The organism is Providencia sp. PROV202 (assembly GCF_028479565.1).
In the GTDB taxonomy this organism is placed as follows: Bacteria; Pseudomonadota; Gammaproteobacteria; order Enterobacterales; family Enterobacteriaceae; genus Providencia; species Providencia zhijiangensis.
The window spans coordinates 70,860-91,733 of sequence record NZ_JAMPNV010000021.1 but is presented as its reverse complement, the minus strand read 5'-3'; the positions used below and the strand labels follow the sequence as shown (position 1 = coordinate 91,733).

Here is a 20,874-nt window from a genome sequence, read left to right as displayed (position 1 = left end):
TTATCACCTGACGTTAAATGATTTTGGTCTACCAGAGCAAGAACAAAAGTGGCTAGCTGAATTTTCTTCATTATCAAGTCGTAAATCGTGTTGCCTTGCAATCACATTATGAGGGTAATGTTGATGAGCGACAAAAAATTGCGAATACTAATGATAATTACTATCAATTCGTGGTGTGTTTGATATTATCTGACATCTTGACGAAAAGAGATGAATGCGTGAATCAAATTTCGCTTTTAATGGTTAGTCGATGAATGGCACAATCATCGATATAAATTTTTTTATACAACACAAAATAAGAGAGTAAAGGCCAACTGATGCGTAAATTAACAGCTTCTATTCTATTGGCGATCGGCTTAATGGGCACGGCATCCGCAGAAACAACACCCGCTGTCACACCTACTACACCAGTAGCTAACCAAGGTTCAACAGCAGCTCCTGCAAATACACTTTCCACAACGGAAATGACTGCTACTCCAGCAACGACAACTCCAGCAACAACACCGGAATCTGTCGTGACAAATACGGTAGTGACTGAAAATGTTGAGATTGCGACTGAAGCTCACGGTGGCGGTTTTGATCAGGATTTATCGGTTTGGGGTATGTATCAAAACGCAGATGTTGTTGTAAAAACGGTGATGATTGGTCTGTTACTCGCATCCGTGATTACATGGGCGCTATTCTTATCCAAAGGAAGTGAGATTTTAATTGCACGCCGTCGTTTAAAAGATGAAGCAAAAGCAATTGCAGAAGTAAAATCTCTTGATGAAGCCGTATCTATCGCGGAAGGGTTTAAAGCGGGCAGTATTACGCGCATGTTATTAGCTGAAGCGACAACAGAAAGGGCGCTTTCGGCAAACAGCCAAGATCTTGCGGGTATTAAAGACCGTACAGGTTTCCGTTTAGAAAGAGCGGTTGCAGCAATCAGCCGTTATATGGGACGTGGAAATGGTTATTTAGCAACAATTGGTGCGATTTCTCCATTTGTCGGTCTATTCGGTACCGTGTGGGGGATCATGAATAGCTTCATAGGTATTGCTCACTCTCAAACCACAAACTTAGCGGTTGTTGCTCCAGGGATCGCAGAAGCGCTGCTGGCAACGGCAATCGGTCTTATTGCCGCGATTCCTGCGGTGGTTATCTACAATATTTTTGCTCGTATGATCAACAACTATCGTGGTCAAGTGGGTGATGTTGCTGCACAAGCAGCGTTGTTACTGGGGCGTGACCTCGATCTGGCAAACAGCAAAGCAAGGTAATTATTATGGCAATGCGTTTAGGTGACGAACAAGACGATAGCGGTGAAATGCATGAAATCAACGTAACACCGTTTATCGATGTTATGTTGGTTCTGCTGATTATCTTTATGGTTGCAGCGCCACTGGCTACCGTTGATATTAAAGTCGACTTACCTGCTTCCACTGCGAAGCCTCAGCCTCGACCAGAAAAGCCAGTATTCTTAACTGTGAAATCAGATAGTCAGCTGTTTATCGGTGAGCAAGCGGTTAGTAAAGAGCAGTTAGGTTCAACCCTTGATCAAGCCACAAACACCAATAAAGAAACCACAATTTTCTTCCAAGCGGATAAAAGTGTGGATTATGAAACGATGATGGATGTAATGAATGCATTGCGTCAATCGGGGTATCTCAAGATTGGTTTAGTCGGTATGGAAGCAACCGCGGCTAACGCTAAATAGCTAAGTTGTTTCACGTAATCATGCGTTTTATCTCTGTATCTCGGGTGATATTTTCACGTTGATGCTTTGAGATAAAACGCATTTTTTTATGCCTATCAATTTTTATACACCCTATCTTTTGCATATTCTTGCAACCTTTCTGATAAAAAATGCCCTCTCTTTATAGTTTCACAAACAAAAGGTTTAATTTTATTCGGAACTTCTTCTTATTTTATTTAAGTTAGGGTGAGTTTAAACTCTGCTCACATAAAATCAATTTCAAAAAAAATTTGATAAGGTTAATTGAAAATAAACCATCCATATTGTGCGGGATTATTCATATATGGAATAATTCCATTAGGTACTCCAAATAAGAGTATCTATTTTGGAGTATTTTGTGTGGGTTATCATGGAACTTGCTGATTATTAGAATAATCATGAGTAAATACGAAATTGTCGTTCAAAATAACAGCAGGTTTAGCCAGTTAGATGATGCTCAAATAGGAAGAGAGAATAATAAAAATTATTAATATATTTAACTCTAATTGAAATGATAAAAAAAGCGAGTAAATAAGCAGGTTAATTTTATTAATATAAGCGTTATTAATAAAATTATTTTAAATTTACTTGAATAATGAAATATAAATATGTAATTACTGTTATAAATGCAAAATTGATACTTTTATGAGTGATTTTGCGCATAACTAATTGTTATTTATTGTTATTTTTGTTTTCCACTAACAATCCTTAAATAAAATAAAAAAACACTTGCGCAACATTTCATGAGCGCTATAATGCAGCCAATAACATTTAGAAATACTTTTTAATAACTTTTCATCTCGAGTTTTTTATTTTCAATTTACTAATGCTAGGGAATAAATAAAGTACTAGTTGATGTTTGATTAGGCTTTATATTAAAAATAAATATAATCAATTATACTCGAGTGTACGATGTTTAGTTGTTAGATGTAAGTTTGAATGTTATTGCTGAAGTCAAATGGGCTGACTTTAGACGACACACAGCAAAATGATGTAATAAAAATATTTCATATTATACTCCTCTATAAATAAGATAAGACTATACTTCCATGCGCCATCATTATGATGGCGTTTTTTTTGTATATTTATTTATCTTTTAAGCATCAGCTGTGCCATCAGAATTTATGTAAAGAATAGACGATATGCTGTGTGATGAAGCATGTGGCTAAATCAATCTTTCTGAGAATATTCATAATTTATTATTTAATGATAAAAAGTATCAGAGTATGATGTGCACCTCTTCGCTGTGGGGCATTTAGCTATACATCATTTAGCAACACATCATACAACGGCGAAATTCTTTGCCAGGTGCTGGCTTGAATCATTCTGGAAGTAAAAATGACTTGGTCTGAGTTTAAATCTCACTATCTCATCGGTTTTTGGAAACCGTTACCTGCGGTGATTGCGGCAGGTATCTTATCGACTTATTATTTTGGTTTAACGGGCACTTTTTGGGCTGTAACCGGTGAGTTTACCCGCTGGGGTGGACATATCATGCAGCTATTTGGTGCACATCCAGAAGAGTGGGGATATTTCAAAGTTATTGGTTTTCAAGGATCACCATTAGATAGAATTGATGGTGTGATGATTATCGGTATGTTTGCTGGCTGTTTTGCCGCAGCACTTTGGGCAAATAATGTGAAAATTCGTATGCCGCAGCATCGGGTTCGAATTTTTCAAGCCATCCTCGGCGGGATTATAGCTGGATTTGGCGCTCGTCTCGCCATGGGATGTAACTTAGCCGCATTCTTTACGGGTATCCCTCAATTCTCATTACACGCTTGGTTCTTTGCTGTAGCGACTGCGGTCGGCTCCTACTTTGGTGCCAAATTCACCCTGCTGCCAATGTTCCGTATCGCGGTAAAATTGAAAAAAGTCTCAACAGCATCGCCATTAACTCAAAATCCGAATACAGCTAAAAAACGCTTTAAGTTAGGCATGGCTATCTTTGCTGTCGCGCTTGCGTGGGGCTTTTATACATTACTGGATGCTCCAGTCATGGGCTTTGCTATCTTATGTGGGATTGGTTTTGGTTTACTGATTGAACGCGCCCAAATTTGTTTTACTTCAGCGTTTCGTGATTTATGGATCACGGGTCGTACTCATATGGCGAAAGCGATTATCATTGGTATGGCGGTCAGTGCGATTGGTATTTTCAGTTATGTGCAATTGGGCGCGACACCTAAGATTATGTGGGCAGGCCCAAATGCTGTGATTGGTGGGTTACTGTTCGGATTTGGTATTGTCTTAGCAGGTGGCTGTGAAACTGGCTGGATGTACCGTGCCGTTGAAGGTCAAGTTCATTACTGGTGGGTCGGTTTCGGTAATATTATTGGCGCGACTATCTTAGCGTATTACTGGGATGATTTAGGTCCATGGTTAGCCACAGACTTTGACAAAGTGAATTTGCTAGAGACATTTGGTCCGCAAGGTGGCTTGCTGGTTACATACGCTTTATTAGGCATTGCATTCATTTTGATGCTGGTATGGGAAAAATATTTCTTCCGTAAACGTGCCCAAAAACTGACGAATACTTCCATGGAGGCCGCATGAGCCATAAAGAAATAGTACCGGATTATCGATTAGATATGGTGGGGGAACCTTGCCCGTACCCTGCGGTTGCGACGTTAGAAGCAATGCCATCGTTAAAACCTGGAGAGATATTAGAAGTGGTGAGTGATTGCCCACAATCTATCAATAATATCCCTTTAGATGCAAAAAATTATGGTTATAAAGTGTTGGATATTCAACAAGATGGTCCAACTATTCGTTATCTTATCCAAAAATAACAAATACGCGTCATATTTTGCACTGTCGCGGTGTTGGCTTCATGCGTTAGCCCTAGCCACATACTTGTGTATGCTCCTAGGGTCTAACGCATTTGCCGCCTTGCGACAGCACAAACTATTTAGCGTATTTCAGTGATACCCTAAAATATTAAAGCTACCTATCAGTCGTGAAATTACAACTGATAGGTATAGGTGATAGTTCGGTTACTCATCTTGCCAGTTAGCAAGATCCAGCACTAATTCACACTCGTCATCGATATAACCGCCAGTCGGAATAAAGCCAAGTTTTTGGTAAAACTCAAATGGGCTCTCTTCGCCTTCACCGCAACTATTATACAGCCGTGGGTAACCTTTCTTTTTCAAGTAACGGATCACTTGAATTAATGCTTCACGCCCAAATCCTAATTTTTGGTAGGGCTCGGCTATCATAAATCGCCATAGCATAATGCCATCATATTCAAGCTCATCATCATCTAACCCAGAATGCAGCATAATGAACCCTACAGGGACATTATCTGCATAAATGCCTCGGTACCAAGCACAGTCAGAGAATTGTGCTTCAACCATGGAATAGGCATTATCTGCCACCATGTTGCGTTGTGCTTCACTGAGTGTATGACTCAGCAAACAGATTTCCGAAAAGTTTTCAGCTGTTACCTTCTGCAAGGAGACAACGGAATTTTCATCCACTTCTGGCTCGATGAACTCTATCATAACCATTCCTTCGCTCGAATATTGACCAACGCTTCACGAGGAAGCTGCTTGAGTTGTTATTATTGAATAATCAAAATTGCTACTGATTTGTTACATGGATGTAATTTAATCAACCAGAGATCGGGTAGGCAGTCAATGACTTAATTGTGGCTATGCAAGCGGGGTCTAAAAAGAAAATGGCAACTTGCGTAAATGCCCGTTGCCATCGTGAAGTCAGGATAAAAAGCTAAATAATATTAATGTTCGGCTTCACCGCCTAAAACATCAATTAAGCGAGCGATTAAGGCGCTGAGTTCGCCAGTCATCAGAATATAGTCAGCATCAAATTTCTGAGCAAAATCCTCTTTAGGAATATCGTCATTTTGCTCTTTTAGCTTTTCACTGAATTTCAGTTTCTTCAGAGAGCCGTCATCTGACAGCATAAACTGAACGCGCTCTTCCCAATCTAACGATAATTTCGTTACTAATTTACCAGCTTCGATATGGGTGGCAATTTCATCAGAAATTAAGTCTTGTTTCTTACAACGGATGATCCCGCCTTCTTCTAAAATCGCTTTTAGCTCCGCTTCATCCATAGCAGCAAAACCTTGAGGTAATGCGCCAGAACGTACCCATTCAGTCAGCGTTAATTCAATCGGGTCTTTAAAGGTCAGGGGAACAACAGGAAGCGAGCCTAAGCTTTTGCGTAATAACGCTAAATTATCTTCAGCGCGTTTAGCACTAGCAGCATCGACTATAATCAGCTGATTAACGGTATCAATCCAAATGTAGGTTTTACTGAATTTACTGAATGCGCGCGGAAGTAAGTCATGAACCACTTCATCTTTTAGCGAGGCTTTTTCCGTTTTTTTCAGTTGGCGACCTTGGTCTGCTTCTAATTTTTCAATTTTCTCTTGTAATGCTTGCTTGATCACGGGGGATGGCAGCATCTTATCTTCTTTCTTGGCACAAATAAGAATTTGATTATTTGCAGCATGGGTAAGTGCATCTGCCCCACGCATTGGTGGAACCCAGCCAGTTTTCATCATGTCTTGGCTTCCACAAGGGGTATAAGCTAGCGGCGCAAGTTGTCTTTCCAGATCATCCGCGGAGAGTGCCAAATCCCGATTCAGGCGATAGACCAATATATTCTTGAACCACATGAAAAACCTACCTTTGTCATTAAAAACATGTTTAGCAAGGCGGACATGATAGCGAATTGTCCGTTATTAAGCGAAAAAAAATGCCCGCCATTTTGCGGGTTTTACTTTCTATAAAGGTCGCCTAATAATGTAAGCAGGCAATTAAATGAAAATCGATAATAAGCGAGTGCCATTATGAGAATAGGGATTGATTTAGGCGGTACAAAAATTGAAGTGGTCGCGCTGGATGATGGCGGCAATATTCTATTTCGTCAGCGTATACCAACGCCGAGAGGGGATTATCAAGGCACTCTTGATGCAATTAAGCATTTAGTTGATGAGGCAGAAACCGCAACAGGGCAAGTCGGGAGTGTGGGGTTAGGGATCCCCGGAACACTTTCTCCAGTGACGGGAAAAGTGAAAAATGCCAATTCCACATGGTTAAACGGACAACCATTCGATAAAGATCTCGCTGAATGTTTAGGTCGCTCTGTCAAAATGGCGAATGATGCCAATTGCCTTGCCGTTTCAGAGGCTGTCGATGGCGCAGGGGCAGGCGCTAAAGTGGTGTTTGCCGTGATCATCGGAACGGGCTGCGGTGCAGGGATCGCCATTAATGGGCAAGTTCACTCTGGCGGAAATGGTGTAGCAGGTGAGTGGGGACACAACCCTTTACCATGGCAAGATGACCAAGACCGGCTATTTCTGGCAGACGAAAAATGTTATTGCGGACTGACTGGCTGTACTGAGCAATTTGTTTCCGGTACCGGCTTTATGGCGGATTATAAGAAATTGGCCGGAGAATCTAAAACAGGCACCGAAATTATTCAATTAGCAAAAAATGGCAATAAACACGCGATAAAAGCCTTTGAACATTACCAAAATCGCCTAGCAAAAGCATTAGCACAAGCCGTCAACATGCTAGACCCAGACGTCATAGTGCTAGGAGGCGGAATGAGCAACGTCGATGCGCTCTATGAAAATCTGCCAGAAAAGATTCGCCAATGGGTGTTTGGTAGAGAGTTTGATACGCCAATTCGGAAGGCGGAACATGGGGATTCGAGTGGGGTGAGAGGTGCCGCTTGGCTATGCTCTTCCTAATTTGCCCCCTGACGTTGTTAGCTGCTCTCTCTAGCCCTAGTCACATACTTGTGTATGCTCCTAGGGTCTAGTTCGTTGGCTGCCTAGTCATGAGGTAAATTAGTTTGAGCATGTTACAGAGTTAAAAAGGCAAAAGATAAAAAGCAAAAGAAGGGCAAAAGATAAAAATGAGCTGGTGGATTTGGCTACTGATAAAGTGAGTGTCGGTGAGTTATTCGGGGAATAGCGGGTTTTATCGATAACTCAAATAATAGCGGTGATTTTTATCGGATAAATCTATTTTTGTGAGCTATATAAAAGTCGAGATTCATAAATGGACTAAAACCGTGATTTAGTCACAAAAAATGGTTACTGTTTGCAGGCATTATCATTAAAACTTGATATCCAACACACAGTGACAGGCTCAATTTCGGGTATCGTTGGGTTTTTACTCAATAACCATGAAATGAATCTGGACTTTATGAGAGGCATTCTCTCAAAAGGCAACAAAGGGGATTTAACGTGAAAAAGGCTCTAAAACTTTCATCTTTGGCACTGCTGGTGGCATTTAATGCCAACGCTGCCACAGTTGACTTGCGTGTCATGGAAACATCCGATGTACACAGCAACCTCATTGACTTCGACTACTACAAAGACAAATCTACCGAACAATTTGGACTGGTACGTACTGCGACATTAATCAAAGCTGCGAAAAATGAAGCCACCAACGCTATCCTCGTGGATAACGGTGACTTAATCCAAGGTAGTCCACTGGCTGACTATATGGCCAACAAAGGCTTGAAAGAAGGGGAATCTCACCCTGCTCATAGCTTAATGAACACCATGGGCTACACCGTCGGTAACTTCGGTAACCACGAGTTCAACTTTGGTTTAGATTACCTGAAAAAAGCTATCGCGGGTGCAAAATTCCCTTACGTCAACGCCAACATTGTTGATGCTAAAACGGGTGAAAACTACTTCAAACCGTACATCATTGTTGATACGCCGGTAAAAGACCGTGATGGTAAAACACACACCATTAAAGTCGGTTATATCGGTTTTGTGCCGCCACAAATCATGATTTGGGATAAACCAAACTTAGAAGGCAAAGTGAAGGTGAATGACATCACTGAAACGGCTAAAAAGTTTGTGCCACAAATGAAAAAAGAGGGCGCTGACCTGATTGTGGCAATTCCTCACTCAGGATTCTCACAAGAGCCATACAAAGCGATGGCAGAAAACTCTGTATACTATCTGAGCGAAGTTCCGGGCATCAACGCCATTATGTTTGGTCACTCACACGGTGTGTTCCCAAGCAAAGAATTTGCCGATATTAAAGGCGTTGATGTGGCAAAAGGCACCGTCAACGGTATTCCAGCAGTTATGCCAGGACAGTGGGGTGATCATTTAGGTGTGGTTGATTTGGTGGTTAACAATGACAGCGGCGATTGGAAAGTGGTTGAAGCTCAAGCCCATGCCCGCCCTGTTTATGATAAAGCCAACAAGAAAGCACTGGTTGAGCGCGATGAATCGCTTGTGAAAATCATCCAAGAGCAGCATCAAGGGACCCGTGATTTCGTGGGTAAACTGATTGGTAAAGCCTCTGAAAACATGTACAGCTACTTGGCATTAGTTCAAAGCGATCCAACAGTTCAGATTGTGAATGATGCTCAGATGGATTATACCCGTAACTTTATCCAAGGTGACCCAGACTTAGCTGACCTACCCGTATTAGCGGCAGCGGCACCATTCAAAGCGGGTGGACGTAAAAATGCGCCTTCTGAGTTTGTTGAAGTGGAAAAAGGAGATTTAACTTTCCGTAATGCTGCTGACTTATATCTCTATCCAAATACGTTAGTGGTTGTGAAAGCAACAGGTGCGGATGTGGTTGAATGGTTAGAGTGCTCTGCGGGCATGTTCAACCAAATCGATGCACAATCAACTAAACCACAAAGCCTGATCAACTGGGATGGTTTCAGAACCTATAACTTTGACACCATTAGCGGTGTCAATTACCAGATTGACCTGACTCAGCCAGCTAAATATGACACCGATTGCCAAGTGGTCAATAAAGATGCGAATCGTATCAAAAATGTGACTTACCAAGGCAAACCAATCGATCCTAAAGCGGCATTCTTAATCGCGACTAATAACTATCGTGGTTACGGCGGTAAATTTGCAGGTACTGGTGATGCACATATTGCGTTTGCTTCGCCAGATGAAAACCGTGCAATTTTAGCGGCGTATATCGCTAAAGTGTCTAAAGAAAAAGGCGAAGTGGTTTCGAAGGCTGATAATAACTGGTCCTTCACGCCAATTAAAACCGATAAAAAACTCGATGTACGCTTTGAAACTTCACCAAGTGAAAAAGCCGCCGAGTTTATTCAGCAACATGCTCAATATCCAATGAAAAAAGTGGGTACTGACGATATCGGTTTTGCTATTTACCAAGTTGATTTAACCGCTAAGTAATAGCAGTCATAAAATATTGATAACCGAAAGCCTGTCACTTGTGTCAGGCTTTTTTCATAGCAATGTATGTTTGATGGCATTCGTATGAAAAAATAATTGGGGAAAGAGTCATAGAGGAAAGCGGTATAGAGTCATACAAAAATAACTGGCTGGCAATGTGCCAGCAAAAGCGGATTAATACAGAAATAAAATTCGGGGAGTTTAAACTTAAGAGTAAATGGCAGCTCCCCGAAATATTATGCTTATTACATTTTCAATTAATTTATTCATAAGTCACGTTTAACATAGGTAATTTACTGTATTTGTCATATTCAACTTTGACATACTCGGATTCCACTTTTTTACCATTTTTCAATGAACCTGAAGCGGTGACTGTTTTACCATTACGATAACAATCAATATTTACGTGAGTTTTTTGTGAAATATCCACTTCACACTGAGGCTCATAGATATAACCACCAAATGAAACTGTACCTCCTGAAGATGGGTTGGTATTACTTGCAAAAGAACAACTCGAAATGAAGATTGCCACTACAGTAGTTAATAAAGATAAACGTTTCATAGTCCACCCCCTTAATAACACTGACCACCATCCAATACTGCTTCTGTGCTCTTATTTTTAGTGTAGTTCAAATACCGATAATGCAAAAATAAAAGTTTAGTCTATAAGTAAATACTATTACCCTGAGGATATAACATATTGATGTCAATCAAATTAAGGTTATTTTTCAGTTTTATATAAGTGATTAAAAATGCTGTTTTTTTATAAAATTGCGACCAATATATAAAAATGAAATATTATTTTTGAATAAGTGGTTGGCGATTTTGAATAATAATTAAGAGACTGTTTTATGCTGGGATAATTTGTGATAGGGGAGATTTTTGTATTGTTAAGAATTTAATGAAATTCAGATTTGTTATATATTTAAATATATAATGCTTTGAGTGAATAAATAAAATAAAGCCCCTGCAAACATTTGCAGAGGCTATAAAGATAATAACGTTCAGTGATGAATTATTTAAATACTTTGAAACGAACGTCGTCGTCCATAAAGTCTTTATCACCAGCAGGTTGCTCAATTGAACCAAATACCATTTGAGCGCGTAAAATCCAATTTGCTGGGATATCCCACTCTTGTTGAACTTGATTATCAATTAATGGGTTGTAGTGCTGTAATGATGCACCTACATTTTCCTGAGATAATGTTGTCCATACTGCCAGTTGAGCCATACCGCTCGCTTGTTCTGACCAGATAGGGAAGTTATCTGCATAGAGTGGGAATTGTTCTTGTAAACCAGTGACGACATTTTTATCTTCAAAGAAAAGAACGGTACCAGCACCTGCTGCAAAGCTATTAATTTTTTGTTCTGTTCCAGCAAAAGCGGCTTCAGGAACGATAGCGCGTAACGCTTCTTTGGTGATATTCCACAGTTTTTTATGTTCTGCACCAAATAACACCACAATACGCGAAGTTTGTGAGTTAAATGCTGATGGGGAGTGCTTAACTGCTTCTTTGATAAGCCCAGCCACTTTCTCTTCCGAGATTGGTAATGAATCGCCTAAGTTATAAATAGTGCGACGATTTTTAATCATTTCGATAAATGCGTTAGACATGTTTGTCCCCTTGCTTTTGTTTAGAGCACGGCAATTTATTGAACAACCTCAGAAGCCGTAACTTGTTTCGAAGTAAATTGTTTCGATGTGAATAACTATAAAGGTATCCCAACCAAATCATAGAAAAAAAATTTAACCTTAATGTTCAAATTTTTGAATGTTGTTATAAAAACATAATAAATTCATTGTGTTATTTTGATTTTTAACTCTGTTCAGTTAACTAACACGATAATGACTTGGAAGTTCACTAAAGCCGAGTCCGTTAGTTTTTTTCACCGCAATTTGTACAGGAATTCGTTCTTTCATCGCTTCCACATGGCTAATCACACCAATGGTTTTTCCTGATGCATTTAGGCTTTCTAATGCATCTAGGGCGATGTCTAAAGTTTCAGCGTCTAGCGTACCAAAACCTTCATCTAAAAAGAGTGATTCCAATTGCGTGCGATGGCTCACCATGTCAGAGAGTGCAAGGGCTAGCGCGAGACTGACTAAGAAACTTTCCCCTCCTGAAAGGGTTTTCGTATCGCGAATGCTATCCCCTTGCCAACCATCAATAACCTGCAATTCGAGGTTGGCTAAATGACTGCGTTGCAGTAAGTAGCGACCATGCAATTTATCGAGTTGTTGGTTCGCGAGCGAGACTAAACAGTCAAGGGTTAGCCCTTGAGCATAGCGACGGAATTTATCCCCTTCAGCGGATCCAATTAAGGTATTGAGATAACTCCAATCATCGTAGCTTAATTGGCTCTGTTCAATTTTATTCAATAACTCGCGCTGTTGGTGACGCTGTTGCTGATCTCGCTCAAGCTGGTTAATGATTTGACCTTGTTGCTGGTTCAATATCTTGATTTGGCTCTCTAATTGTTCGAGAGTTTGCTGAATTTGTTCCACTGAAAACTCAGCAAACTCCACTAAACGCTGTTGCTCATGATTTGCCATTGCTGACAGGCTTTCTTGGTAGCGAGTTTCGGCTTCCAGCCGCTGTTGAGTGACTCGCTGTTTAAGCCGCTCCAGCTCAATTTTCTCTTCGGTAGGTAGTAAGGCATTAAGGAATTGCTCTTGAGTCGAGAAAGGACTGCTACTGAGTGCAGCAACAAACTGAGCGTGAGCGGCTAACTGTCGTTGATTTAGTTGCTTCAATTGGTGATTAAGCTCTTGGGCACTCCCATTGAGTGCAGAAATATTTTTATCTATTGTGCTAATTTGTTCTGAAAGCGTATCAACTTGATGTGAGTATTGAGCTTGTTTTTCTTGCATTTTTTGAATGAAAACAGCAACTGTTTGGCCTTCTAACAGATTCTGGCGCTGCGTGTTCTTTTGTTCAATTTGTTGATTCAATTGCTCTAGTTGCTGTTGTTGAGCAGAAAGTTGCTGAGCTAGTTGCTGAGTATTCGCTGTTTCAGCTGTGAGCGTTGCCGTATCAACTTCAATATTTTTCGTGATTTGCAGGAAGGTTGCTTTTTGCGCTTCATAATATTGCCCGCGTTGCTCAATCTCTTGTAGCCAAGTGGTAAATTGTGCTTGGCTTGGTAGGGTAAGATTAAATGGCGCCAGCGAGTCTGTAAGCTGCTGTGTTTGTTGTGCTAAGCGTTGCTGCAAAGATTGCTGTTCAGCTTGATTTTCTTCTAATTGTTGGGAGTGATGCTTAAGTTTCTCATCAAGGAGAGATAACTCAGAGAACAGCTGTTTGGCTTGAGTTTGCTGTTCATAATATTGGTTTTTAGCCTCTTGGTACTGACGCTCTAACTGTGCAAATTCGTTGATGATGGCTTGCTGAGCGGTAAGCTCTTCTTGTAATTCAATGAGGGATTGCTCTACCGCTGACGCGGTTTTGGCTAGTTCAGGTATATGTGCTTGCTCACATGCTTTTAGCCATTGATTGTTCAGGTTATTGAACTGCTCTTGTAGTTGCTTTTGAGCTAATTCGTTATCTTGCTGGCGGCGTTTGTCTGCTTGCAATAAGGCTTGCTGCTCAGTGAGCTTTTGTTTTTCGGTCTCCATTTGAGTCATCAGCGTAGCCAGTTGTTGCTGAGTCTCATTGGGCATAACGGCTTGATATGATGCCAAAGCCGGGTGCTCCAACGAGCCACAAAGAGGGCATGGATCTCCTTCAATGAGCTGTTGGCGCTCATGTTCCAAGCTGACAATTTTTTGTTCTAGCTGAAGTTTTTGCTCTAAAATTTGTCGTTGAGGCAGGAGCTGAGTCACTCTATCTTGCGTAATGGCAACCTGTTGCTCTAATCGGTTGATAGATTCGCCGAGTTGGTTTTGTAACTGTGTTTGTGACTGTAATTGCAGCTGTTTTTCTTCATATTGAGTCAGTAAAACAGGTAATATTTTCACATGCTGCAAACGCTCTTGTCGCTGTGAAATCGCAGCCTTAATTTCTTCGATATGGTACTTTTGTTTATATTCCTGAAACTGCTTTTCGAGCAGATTAAAGCGAGAATACTGCTCTTCTAAATGGCTTTGAGCCTGTTGAGATTCTTTGGATTTTTGCTGCTGAACCTGTTGTAGGGTTTGCCATTCAAGGTTGATAACTTGCTGTTTTTTATAGCTTTGCGTTAGGCGTTCTGTAAGTTCATAAATAAATTTCCCTTGCTGTTGCCAGCTTCCGAGTTGCGTGACAATCTGGGCATCATTTTGATGTTCTTGTAGAAATAACTGGGTTGTATTCAACTCATTATTAGCATGAAGAATTTTCTGCTGGGTACTTTCTACACTCGATTTTTTCTGCAAATATTCGCCATTTAGCTGATTTATTTGCTCGGCTAATTGGTTTTTCTGCTGGTTAAGTTGTGCGAGTAAATTGTCGAGTGGTCGCACTTCGTTATCGATCATCGCCGTGGTTTTTTGTACCCACTCTTTATATTGATTTTGCTCCGACTGAGCTTGAGTGTGTTGGGCGACCAATGGCAAGCGCTGCTTTTGAGCGTCTTCTAAAAGTAATGTCGTGCGTTGCTGTTTTTGGGTCTGTTCATCGAGTTGAGTTTGCAAGCTTTGCACGGCCAACCAATCAGGGCGTAGAGCTTCTGCAGGGGCGCTTTGTGCCAGCTTATGTAAGCTGGGTTCGGCGGCTTGATATTGCTGTTGAGCTTGCTGCTGTGCAATCTGTAATCGCTGAGTATTTTGCAGCAATTGTTGATGTTGCTGATGCCATGTTAGCGCTTGTTGATGGCGGTTTTTATTCTGGCTCAGTTGCTGTTCTTGCGCTAAATATTGTTGCTGTTTTTCAACGAGTTCTTGATGCTCTGATTCAGTAAGTAAGTTAATGCTGCCCGCTTGCGCTCGAAGAATATCGAGATCGGTTTTAGCTTGTTTATGTTGGTTAAAAATATACACCGAAATCTGGCTGTAAATTTCGGTGCCAGTGATTTCTTCTAGTAAATCGGCACGCTCTTTTTCGGTAGCGTTTAAAAAGGCTGCAAAATCCCCTTGAGAGAGCAAAATGGATTTCGTGAAACGCCCAAAATCTAGCCCGGTGATTTGCACAATTTTCTCACGAACTTCACTGATTTTTTCTGCGATGATCTGCCCATCAGCGACGGTTGCCAGCTCTGCTTTTGCATCTTGCAGGTTACCATCGGGTTTATTGTTTGCCCGGCGTTGACTCCAAAATGCGCGATAAGCGATGCCTTTAACTTCAAACTCCACTTCAGCTAAACATTCGCCAGTATGGCGGGTCATTAACTCATTTTTGCTTTTTGATATTGCGCCTAACCGTGGAGTTTGGTGGTAAAGTGCAAGACAGATGGCATCCAATAAAGTGGTTTTTCCCGCGCCAGTCGCACCTGTGATGGCAAATAACCCATTACTGGCAAAAGGCTCTTCCGTGAAATCAATCTTCCATTCACCTTTTAGGGAGTTAATGTTTTTCAAGCGTAAGCTTAAGATTTTCACAGTTATTCTCCCTGCTCATTGCACAAGTTGGCGTAGGATTGCTTGAATAGCTGCAATAAACGCTGCTCTAAAGCTTTGTCTTCCAGTGACTCTTCGGTAAGTCGTCGAGTAAAAACTTCTTCGGCAGTCAGTTCATTTAATGTTTCATTCTGCGGAGTGAGGTTTTGACCTGTTTGTGCCCGTCGAGCTCGGCGTAGGCGAACAACTTCGACAGGGAGTTCTTGGGTGAGAGCCTCAATACGTTGCTGGATATCACCAAGGTAGTCTTGGGTGGCGACTTCAATATCTAACCAAATAGGGCGCTCATTTTCTTGGGCAGGTAAGTCCATTAATTGTTTTTGTAGTTCTTTCAGCGAGCCTTTTAAACTCAATAGCGGCTGGAAAACGGGAATTGGCAGCAAAGTGACATTAGCAAATTGGTGCTGGTTAAATTCCACTAAGCAGATACTTTTTTGTTGTTGTGATTCGTCAAAACTGAGTGCAATTGGAGAGCCGCTGTAGCGAACATGTGCTTGTCCACCAATCAGTTGAGGCCGGTGGATATGTCCAAGCGCAATATAATCAGCAGGTGGGAATGCACCAGAAGGAAAGGCATCCAATGTACCGATATAAATTTCACGCACGGAATCTGTCAGTTCTGCACCGACGACGGTCAAATGCCCCGTGGCAATAATCGGGATATCTAAGCCCTGCTCAGTACGTTGCTCAACGGCTTTTTGGTAACAGCTTTGGTAGTGTTCACGAATGGCATTTTGTAATGAAAGTTGTTTTTCTTCACTGCTTTGCCCCGCAATACTGACTTGGATATCTCGTGGCCGTAAAAAGGGGATTGCGCACACTAACCCATTTGGGTTCCCTTGCTTATCTTTCAATGTGATGACAGGGGATTCGCTGTTTGATGTGATGACGTGAGTATTTAAATAACGTAATAACGCGCTGGATTCATTCAAAACAGAGACAGAATCATGGTTTCCACTCAAGATAACTAATTGGCAGCCTGTTTTTTGCAAATCAACAATAAACTGGTTATAGAGTTCGCGCGCATAACTTGGCGGGGCGCCAGTATCAAAGACATCGCCAGCCACAATCAGGGCATCCACTTGGTACTGTTTGACTTGCTCTATTAACCAACGCAAAAAGTGTTGGTGTTCAGCAGATCGGTTTTTAGTGAAAAAATACTGACCTAAATGCCAGTCTGAAGTGTGGATGATACGCATGAGCTAGCGGTTCCTGTGATTATGACGCTTTTACTATATTAATATTCTGATGCTTTATACTCATATTCAAACCATTTGGTTTGCTGTGTCACAGTATACTGTATGTCGGTTCAGTGAAAGCAAAGGCATGGCAAATTAAATAGTAAAAATAAGAGAGTTGCGAAGCGCTTCGCAATGATAGCCAGATGTGGTGTTAATATTTCACTTACATGACATTAAGCTGTTAATCTAATGATAGATCTTGAATGCGCGTTAAGATATTCATAATTCTGTCACAAAACTGACGCATAATGCGGTCACATTAAAAATCTCTTCTTATTTACAGGAACAATCATGGCAAGACGCATTCTAGTCGTTGAAGATGAAGCGCCCATCCGAGAAATGGTTTGTTTTGTATTGGAACAGAATGGTTTTCAGCCGACAGAGGCTGATGATTATGATTCTGCGATAGCGCAATTGGTTGATCCCCTTCCTGATTTAGTGTTATTGGATTGGATGATACCCGGAGGTTCCGGTATCCAAGTCATTAAACATATGAAGCGTGATAGTGCTACGCGCGATGTCCCTGTCATGATGCTAACGGCAAGGGGCGAAGAAGAAGATCGCGTGAAAGGATTAGAAGTGGGAGCGGATGACTATCTCATCAAACCGTTTTCACCAAAAGAATTGATAGCCCGTGTTAAAGCTATTTTACGACGTATCTCTCCAATGGCGACAGAAGATATTATCGAGATGAACGGGTTAGTGCTTGACCCTACTTCTCATCGCGTTACCAGCAAGGAAATTCCCATTGATATGGGGCCTACCGAATATAAATTACTCCACTTCTTTATGACCCATCCAGAGCGAGTTTATAGCCGTGAGCAGTTACTCAACTATGTTTGGGGTGCCAACGTGTATGTGGAAGACAGAACGGTGGATGTCCATATTCGTCGTTTAAGAAAAGCGTTAGAGTTAGATGGACATGATAAGATGGTGCAAACGGTTCGTGGTACTGGCTACCGCTTCTCTGTTCGCTATTGAGAAACCATTAGGGAGAAACATGGGTGCTTGAACGCTTATCCTTAAAACAGCTGGTTTGGGGGCTGTTTTTATTTATTTTACCCGCATTGATACTGTCTGTTTTTATTGGGCATCTTCCGTGGCTGCTAGTGATCTCGCTACTCGCAGCACTCATTTGGCACGGATATAACCTGTTAAAACTCTCTGACTGGCTCTGGTTGGATAGAAGTATGCTACCGCCGGATGGTAAAGGGGGATGGGAGCCGATATTTTATGGTATCTATCAGATGCAGCAGCGCAACCGTAAGCGTCGCCGTGAGCTAGGGCAGCTGATTAAGCGTTTTCGCAGCGGGGCTGAATCCTTGCCTGATGCCGTAGTCATCATGACCACCGAAGGCAATATTTTCTGGTGTAACCGCCATGCTCAACAGCTTCTTGGTTTTCGCTGGCCTGAGGATAACGGACAGCATATTTTTAACTTGTTACGTTATCCTGATTTTAGCCGCTATTTCACCGTGAAAAACTATGATCAAGCGCTGACGATTGAGCTTAACAGTGGTGAAATTGTTGAGTTTCGTATCTTGCCATATGCGAGTGATCAACTCTTGATGGTGGCTAGAGATGTGACTGAAAAACGCCGTCTAGAAAAAGCGCGTAGAGACTTTTTTGCTAACGTTAGCCATGAGTTACGAACGCCATTAACCGTTATACAAGGTTATCTTGAAGTCATGGATGATCAAGAGGGCACTTCACCGATGAATAAAAAAGCGTTATCGGTGATGCAAGAGCAAACTCATCGAATGGATAACCTGGTGAAGCAATTACTGCAATTATCCCGTATTGAGGTTGCCCCTCAAATTAATCTTGATGAACAGATTAATATGCCGGTCATTCTTAAGATGATTGAACAAGAAGCGATTAGCTTAAGCCAAGGGCGGCACGAGTTTGAATTCAGTATTGATGAAAAACTTCGAGTTCATGGTAATGAAGAGCAGCTACGAAGTGCGGTTGCTAACTTAGTGTATAACGCCATAAACCATACGCCAGACGGTACGAAAATTAAGGTGAAATGGCAGCGAACCAGTAATGGCGCGCAGTTTAGTGTGAGTGATAACGGCCCGGGAATACCGGCTGAGCACCTTCCTCGCTTAACAGAGCGTTTTTACCGTGTGGATAAAGCGCGTTCTCGACAAGGTGGTGGGGGAACAGGGTTGGGCTTAGCGATTGTTAAGCATGCTGTTCAACATCATAGTAGCCAGCTCTCAGTAACTAGTCAGGTTGGCAAAGGCAGTGAGTTTTCATTCACATTACCGCCAGTGTTTATTGTGTCAGACAAGAAAGCGAATACATTAAGCACAAAATAATCGAAAAAACGAAACCTTGCTAATTAAATCATCATGTTAGCAAGGTTTTTTGTTTTGTGCTTTACCCTATATTGGTATTATTTCTAACGCTTACGCTATATTTTCAATTTTATCCTGCAATTTTCTTCATCTTATTCTGTGAATATTTCTTCGGTATGGTTAAAAAATGTTTTATTGGTGATTTTTTAGCCTGAATATATACGGGATATTGCAATTTTACTGACAGTAATCACTGGTTCTTAAATTTAGTTTGGTGCATTGTTCTTGTTTTCGGGTTTGCTCTTGCCTTTTTTCCCTATAAAAGTTTTACTTGTCGCCAGTTATTGGCGATTTTTACTGTTTTTTGATGTTTAGTATTGCAAAGCTAACCAAGACATGCATTTTATATTGTTAATGCGATGTTAATCAGAACTCTATTTCGTCATATATGTTCCAATAGGTTACAGATGAAGTGACCTGTTTTTATTTCATAATTTACTAAAAATTAACATAATATGGCTCATCGTTTATCATCCAGAGATATCCTCGCCTTAGGTTTTATGACCTTTGCGCTGTTTGTTGGGGCTGGAAATATTATTTTCCCGCCAATGGTCGGTTTACAAGCCGGTGAACAAGTTTGGACTGCGGCACTTGGCTTCTTAGTTACCGGTGTCGGCCTTCCAGTTCTTACCGTCGTTGCATTGGCGAAAGTGGGGGGCGGTATTGAAGCGCTCAGCACGCCAATTGGCAAAACCGCTGGTCTGCTATTAGCTGTCGTTGCGTATTTATCGGTGGGGCCTCTTTTTGCGACCCCAAGAACGGCAACCGTTTCTTATAAAGTGGGTATTGCGCCACTGCTTGGTGGCGAATCTGAAATATCGCTGCTGGTATATAGCGCTATCTATTTTGTACTGGTGATCGGTATTTCATTATACCCAGGTAAATTGCTAGATAGCGTTGGGCACATTTTGGCGCCAGTCAAAATGTTGGCACTGGCAATTTTAGGTGTTGCTGCGGTTATGTGGCCTGCTGGACAACCGATTCTGGCAACCCCTGAATATCAAAATATGGCATTTTCCAATGGTTTTATTAATGGCTATTTAACGATGGACACATTAGGTGCCATGGTTTTTGGTATTGTCATTGTGAATGCGGCGCGCTCCCGCGGTATTGAAAACTCCTCATTATTAACTCGCTATACTATGTGGGCAGGATTAATTGCTGGGGTGTTATTAACTCTGGTCTATTTATCGCTGTTTAAACTGGGCGAAAATAGTGGATCATTGATTCCAAATCCAGCTGATGGCGCTGATATTCTTCACGAATATGTTCAATACACGTTCGGTAACTACGGTAGCTTCTTCTTAGCGGTGTTGATTTTTGTTGCCTGTATGGTGACTGCTGTAGGGCTAACCTGCGCATGTGCTGAGTTCTTCAGTCGCTATGTACCAATCTCTTACCGTAAATTGGTATTGATTTTAGGTTTGTTCTCTATGGTGATTTCAAATCTAGGACTGAGTAAGCTGATTGCGTTCTCATTACCGGTATTGGTTTCGATTTATCCACCTTGTATCGTTTTGATTTTGATGAGCTTTACGTTGAAGTGGTGGCGTAACCCAACCATCGTGATTGCTCCGACGATGTTAACAAGCTTTGTGGTCGGTTTGATTGGTGCCGTGAAAGCATCTGATAACTTGAAGACTTATATCCCTGACTGGATGACGTCTATCCCACTATATCAGCAAGATTTAGCATGGTTATTACCATCGCTAGTTGTGTTAGTAGTTGCTGCGCTGTGTGACAGAGTTATCGCGCCATCAAGTGAGCACCATAAGCACGCATAATATATTGTAAATACTTAAAAAAATGCCAGTAGATGATAAATCCACTGGCATTTTTCATTTTAG

15 protein-coding genes are annotated in these 20,874 nt (G+C 41.4%); 9 read left to right on the top strand and 6 right to left on the bottom strand.

Features of this window, described 5'->3' with window-relative positions:
- Positions 1-317 precede the first annotated feature (317 nt).
- The 4 genes from exbB (at position 318) to yedF (ending at position 4,503) form a co-directional block, all read left to right on the top strand.
- Complete coding sequence (gene exbB, locus PR799_RS16035) at positions 318-1,259, top strand: tonB-system energizer ExbB (RefSeq protein ID WP_272522743.1); 942 nt, start codon at positions 318-320, stop codon at positions 1,257-1,259.
- A gap of 5 nt (positions 1,260-1,264) precedes the next feature.
- Entirely contained in the window at positions 1,265-1,696 is a 432-nt protein-coding gene (gene exbD / locus PR799_RS16030; protein ID WP_036950331.1) for a TonB system transport protein ExbD, read from the top strand.
- Between the two features lie 1,356 nt (positions 1,697-3,052).
- Positions 3,053-4,267, top strand: coding sequence for a selenium metabolism membrane protein YedE/FdhT (yedE, locus tag PR799_RS16025; RefSeq protein WP_154628318.1), 1,215 nt, complete (start codon positions 3,053-3,055; stop codon positions 4,265-4,267).
- Entirely contained in the window at positions 4,264-4,503 is a 240-nt protein-coding gene (yedF, locus tag PR799_RS16020; RefSeq protein ID WP_006657165.1) for a sulfurtransferase-like selenium metabolism protein YedF, read from the top strand. The genes yedE and yedF overlap by 4 nt, the downstream gene beginning before the upstream one ends.
- 204 nt (positions 4,504-4,707) lie before the next feature.
- Here the strand turns inward: yedF and PR799_RS16015 are convergent, their stop codons facing one another.
- Entirely contained in the window at positions 4,708-5,217 is a 510-nt protein-coding gene (locus tag PR799_RS16015) for a GNAT family N-acetyltransferase (protein WP_272522740.1), read from the bottom strand.
- 236 nt (positions 5,218-5,453) lie between these two features.
- Positions 5,454-6,359, bottom strand: coding sequence for a recombination-associated protein RdgC (gene rdgC, locus PR799_RS16010; RefSeq protein WP_132496167.1), 906 nt, complete (start codon positions 6,357-6,359; stop codon positions 5,454-5,456).
- A gap of 174 nt (positions 6,360-6,533) precedes the next feature.
- Here rdgC and mak point away from each other — a divergent pair, with 174 nt between their 5' ends.
- Entirely contained in the window at positions 6,534-7,439 is a 906-nt protein-coding gene (gene mak / locus PR799_RS16005) for a fructokinase (protein WP_272522739.1), read from the top strand.
- 501 nt (positions 7,440-7,940) lie between these two features.
- Positions 7,941-9,890, top strand: coding sequence for a bifunctional 2',3'-cyclic-nucleotide 2'-phosphodiesterase/3'-nucleotidase (locus tag PR799_RS16000; RefSeq protein ID WP_272522737.1), 1,950 nt, complete (start codon positions 7,941-7,943; stop codon positions 9,888-9,890).
- A gap of 262 nt (positions 9,891-10,152) precedes the next feature.
- On the opposite strand, the gene PR799_RS15995 is transcribed toward PR799_RS16000, so the two are convergent.
- The 4 genes from PR799_RS15995 to sbcD form a co-directional block, all read right to left on the bottom strand.
- A complete protein-coding gene (locus PR799_RS15995) occupies positions 10,153-10,452 on the bottom strand; it encodes a hypothetical protein (protein ID WP_272522735.1) in 300 nt (99 codons plus the stop codon).
- Positions 10,453-10,905: 453 nt separating this feature from the next.
- Positions 10,906-11,505, bottom strand: coding sequence for a nitroreductase family protein (locus PR799_RS15990; protein ID WP_036953792.1), 600 nt, complete (start codon positions 11,503-11,505; stop codon positions 10,906-10,908).
- Positions 11,506-11,721: 216 nt separating this feature from the next.
- A complete protein-coding gene (locus tag PR799_RS15985) occupies positions 11,722-15,405 on the bottom strand; it encodes an SbcC/MukB-like Walker B domain-containing protein (protein WP_272522733.1) in 3,684 nt (1,227 codons plus the stop codon).
- Between the two features lie 2 nt (positions 15,406-15,407).
- Entirely contained in the window at positions 15,408-16,622 is a 1,215-nt protein-coding gene (sbcD, locus tag PR799_RS15980; RefSeq protein ID WP_272522732.1) for an exonuclease subunit SbcD, read from the bottom strand.
- 333 nt (positions 16,623-16,955) lie between these two features.
- Between sbcD and phoB the strand changes: the two genes are divergently transcribed.
- The 3 genes from phoB (at position 16,956) to brnQ (ending at position 20,811) form a co-directional block, all read left to right on the top strand.
- Positions 16,956-17,645: a phosphate regulon transcriptional regulator PhoB gene (gene phoB, locus PR799_RS15975; protein WP_036953802.1), complete on the top strand. Its 690-nt coding sequence runs from the start codon at positions 16,956-16,958 to the stop codon at positions 17,643-17,645.
- A 23-nt stretch (positions 17,646-17,668) separates the two neighbouring features.
- Complete coding sequence (gene phoR, locus PR799_RS15970; RefSeq protein WP_272522730.1) at positions 17,669-18,988, top strand: phosphate regulon sensor histidine kinase PhoR; 1,320 nt, start codon at positions 17,669-17,671, stop codon at positions 18,986-18,988.
- Between the two features lie 494 nt (positions 18,989-19,482).
- Positions 19,483-20,811 carry a branched-chain amino acid transport system II carrier protein gene (gene brnQ, locus PR799_RS15965; protein ID WP_154628313.1) on the top strand — a complete coding sequence of 443 codons (1,329 nt, stop codon included), beginning with the start codon at positions 19,483-19,485 and terminating at the stop codon, positions 20,809-20,811.
- The last annotated feature ends 63 nt before the right edge of the window (positions 20,812-20,874 follow it).